Source organism: Janthinobacterium sp. AD80, from assembly GCF_002878455.1.
Classification (GTDB): Bacteria; Pseudomonadota; Gammaproteobacteria; order Burkholderiales; family Burkholderiaceae_D; genus Janthinobacterium.
This window is the reverse complement of sequence record NZ_NRDQ01000272.1, coordinates 1-3,347: the sequence shown is the minus strand read 5'-3', so window position 1 is coordinate 3,347 and position 3,347 is coordinate 1. Positions and strand designations below refer to the sequence as shown.

Annotated in this window: 4 protein-coding genes and 1 pseudogene; 2 read left to right on the top strand and 3 right to left on the bottom strand. The window is 66.6% G+C overall.

Features of this window, described 5'->3' with window-relative positions; genetic code table 11:
• Both JaAD80_RS28495 and JaAD80_RS28490 read left to right on the top strand, forming a co-directional pair.
• A partial coding sequence (locus JaAD80_RS28495; protein WP_146012591.1) for an aldo/keto reductase occupies positions 1 to 207 on the top strand: 207 nt, incomplete at its 5' end.
• 123 nt (positions 208 to 330) lie between these two features.
• Entirely contained in the window at positions 331 to 969 is a 639-nt protein-coding gene (locus JaAD80_RS28490; protein ID WP_102299529.1) for an NAD(P)H-dependent oxidoreductase, read from the top strand.
• A 56-nt stretch (positions 970 to 1,025) separates the two neighbouring features.
• Here JaAD80_RS28490 and JaAD80_RS28485 read toward each other — a convergent pair whose 3' ends face one another.
• The 3 genes and pseudogenes from JaAD80_RS28485 to JaAD80_RS28475 all read right to left on the bottom strand — a co-directional run.
• The gene (locus JaAD80_RS28485; RefSeq protein WP_102299527.1) at positions 1,026 to 2,342 is read right to left on the bottom strand and encodes an ATP-binding protein; all 1,317 of its coding nucleotides are present in this window, start codon (positions 2,340 to 2,342) and stop codon (positions 1,026 to 1,028) included.
• Positions 2,336 to 3,001, bottom strand: a complete 666-nt coding sequence (locus tag JaAD80_RS28480) for a response regulator transcription factor (RefSeq protein WP_102299531.1) — start codon at positions 2,999 to 3,001, stop codon at positions 2,336 to 2,338. The genes JaAD80_RS28485 and JaAD80_RS28480 overlap by 7 nt, the downstream gene beginning before the upstream one ends.
• Before the next feature lie 97 nt (positions 3,002 to 3,098).
• Positions 3,099 to 3,347: pseudogene (locus JaAD80_RS28475) on the bottom strand (type VI secretion system protein TssA); the annotation flags it as partial.

The window sequence follows — 3,347 nt, the reverse complement described above, 5'->3', positions numbered from 1 at the left end:
CTGGCCCTGGCCTGGCTGCTGGCGCAAGGCGACAACATCGTGCCGATTCCCGGCGCCCGCAGCCTGCCGCACCTGGAAGAAAATACCGCCGCCGCCCAGCTCAGCCTGAACGACAGCGAGCTGGCCGCCATCGGCGCCGCCATCGCCCCTGCCAGCGTGCAGGGCGCGCGCTACCCGGACGCGGAGCTTGCCATGCTTGGCCTGTAGACAACGATGCTGGTGTACGCTAAGTTGAGTACGCACCACCGCTTCTTTTTTGGGCCGCGCACTTGAAATGGCGGAATCCGCTATCATTTCCAATCTGAACTATTCATTATGAAAGGGATTTACATGTCCGCACTGCTCGAAACACTGCAATGGCGCTACGCCACCAAGAAGATGGACCCCAGCAAAGTGGTGCCGCAAGATAAGGTCGAGCGCATCCTGGAAGCCGTGCGCCTGACGGCCAGCTCCAGCGGACTGCATCCTTACGAAGTCTTCGTCGTGACGAATCCGGCCCTGCGCGAGCAGATCAAGCCGCATGCGTGGAACCAGTCGCAAGTGACGGACGCCTCGCATTTGCTGGTGTTTGCCGCCTGGGACAACTACACGGTGGAACGCATCAACGCGATGTTTGACCTGGTCAACACCGTGCGCGGCTTCAAGAACGAAGGCTGGGAAGCCTACCGCCAGCAGATCCTGGCCACGTATCCACAACGCGATGCGGAAACCAACTACCAGCACGCGGCGCGCCAGGCCTACATCGGCGTGGGCACGGCCCTGATCGCGGCAGCGGAAGAAAAAGTCGATTCGGTGCCGATGGAAGGCTTTGATCCGGCCAAGGTCGACGAGATCCTGGGCTTGCGCGAAAAAGGCCTGCGCTCCGTCGTCATGCTGCCGCTGGGCTACCGCGCCGGTGAAGGCGACTGGCTGGTCGACCTGAAAAAAGTGCGCCCTGCGCGCGAGCAATTCATCACCGAGCTGGCATAAGCACCTCGCCTCTCAAAAAAAGCGGATGCCTTCAGCGGCATCCGCTTTTTTTTCGTTCAAGCCGCTTGCGCAAAACGCACCGTCACCCGCAGTCCCCTCCCCGCTTCGCCATCGGCCAGCGCGATGTCGGCCTGGTGGTGTTCGGCGATATGGCGCACGATGGACAGGCCCAGCCCGCAGCCCCAGGCGTCGTTGCCGTCTGGCCGGAAGAAGCGGTCGAACAGGCGCGCATGGTGCTGCCGCGGAACGCCGGGGCCGTTGTCGGACACGCGCAGCAACGGGCGGCCGCCTTCCAGCGCCGCCTGCAGATCCACCCTGCCGCCCCGCTGCGTGTAGCGCAGCGCATTGTCGATCAGGTTATTCAGCAGCACTTGCAGGCCGTCGGGGTCGGCGTTCACCAGCACGGGCGCGGCGGCAGCGTGTGGTTCCAGCACGCCCAGGTCGATGTCGCGGCTGTCGGCCAGCGCGCTATGGTCGGCCACGGCCGCTTCCAGCAACTGCCCCAGGTCCACCGGGCGCAGCTGGCTGGCCGTCAGCGCCGTCTCGTGGCGCGCCAGGCTCAGCAACTGGCGCACCAGGTGCGTGCTGCGGTCCAGGCGGCCGTGCAGCTTGGCCAGCGCGGCGCGGCGCTCGTCTTCGCTGGTGGCCCGCTCGGCCACCTGCAACTGCAATTTGAGCGCCGTCAGCGGCGAGCGCAATTCATGCGCCGCATCGGCGACAAAGGTGCGCTGCGCCGCCAGCGCCGCCTCGAATTGCCCCATCAAGCCATTCAGAGCCAGCACAACGGGGCGCAGTTCGGGCGGCATGTCATCAGCCGGCAGCGGCGTGAGCGCGTCCGGCGAACGGCCGGCCACGGATGCGGCCAGCCGGTGCAGCGGCGCCAGCGCGCGCCGCACCACGGCGACGATCAGCAGCCCCAGGATCAGCGCGAACACCAGCAGCGGCGCGCCCGCGCGCATGGTCATCTGCCAGGCCAGCTGGTCGCGCACGGCTTGCGCCTGCGCCACTTGCACGTAGCGTCCGCGCCGTGTCTCGCCGTACAGGCGCCAGTCCTCGCCACGCAAGGTGACATCGGCAAAACCGGCCAGCGCGTAGCGCGGCAATTGCGGCTGGCCCGGCAGGACGGACAAGGACTGGCCCGCTTCGTCCCACGCCTGCAGCACGAACGCTTCTTCCGGGTCGTGCGCGGCGGGCAAGCCCGTCTGCGGCGCGAATTCGTCGGGCAAGGCCACGGCCAGCTGGCGCAACTGCAAGTCGGCCAGTTCATTGGTTTCTTCCAGCAGGGAACGGAACAGCGAAATGCCCGCGCCCAGCACGCACAGCAAGGTGGCGGCCAGCAAGCCCAGCAGCAGCTGGCGGCGGATGCTCAGCATGGCGCCACCGGCATCTTGTAGCCCACGCCGCGCACGGTCTGGATGCAGTCAGCGCCGAACTTCTTGCGCAGCTGATACACATACACGTCGACGGTATTGCTTTCCACTTCGTTATCCCAGCCATACAGCTTTTCGCCCAGCTGGCGCTTCGACACTACCTTGCCCGGATGGTCGAGCAAGGCGCGCAGCACGGAAAACTCGCGCGGCGGCAGCTTGATCAGCTCGCCCTCGAAGGTGACGTCGTGGCTGGCCAGGTCCAGGATCAGCGCGCCATGCTCGATGACGGAACGCGAACGGCTGACCCGACGGCGCAGCAAGGCGCGTATGCGCGCCAGCAATTCATCGAGGTCGAACGGTTTCACCAGATAGTCGTCGGCACCGCTGTCGAGCCCGTCCACGCGGGCCGGCGTACCGTCGCGCGCCGTGATGATCAGCACAGGCAAGTCGCCGCCGCGCGCGCGCGTGGCGCGCAGCACGTCCATGCCCTGCTTGCCGGGCAAGCCCAGGTCCAGCAGCATCAGATCGTAGGCAAAGCCGGCCAGCGCCAGCTCCGCATCCCTGCCATCGCGCACCCAGTCGACGGCATAGCACTCGCCAAGCAGGCCCGCGACCATGCTTTCCCCGATCATCGGATCGTCTTCCACCAGCAATACGCGCACCCGGGTGTCCTCACAACGGCTGAAAATGCCGTATCTTACCGTGGATGGCGCCACGCCGCCGGCATGGCCGCTGGGCGCCGCCGCGCAGTTCATGCCATCACAGGCGTATCCCCAGCACATTCACCAGGCGGTTCAAGTCGCCCTCCTCGCGGATGATTTCCGCGATCACCTCGGGCAGCGGCATGCGGCCCCAGTTGACGGCGCGGCGGATGAGGAAAGGGGTCGGACTGTGCGGCTCGATCTGCGCCAGGTATTCGGCCAGCGCTTCGAGCGTGGCATAGGCTTCCGTGCGGTTGCGCCAGCGCGCAGGCGCCGGCGCGGGACTGGCGGCCGCCGGCGCCAGCGG

Coding starts and splice junctions, on each gene's coding strand:
- JaAD80_RS28490 (WP_102299529.1), top strand. CDS start 331: ATGTCCGCACTGCTCGAAACACTGCAATGGCGCTACGCCACCAAGAAG.
- JaAD80_RS28485 (WP_102299527.1), bottom strand. CDS start 2,342: ATGCTGAGCATCCGCCGCCAGCTGCTGCTGGGCTTGCTGGCCGCCACC.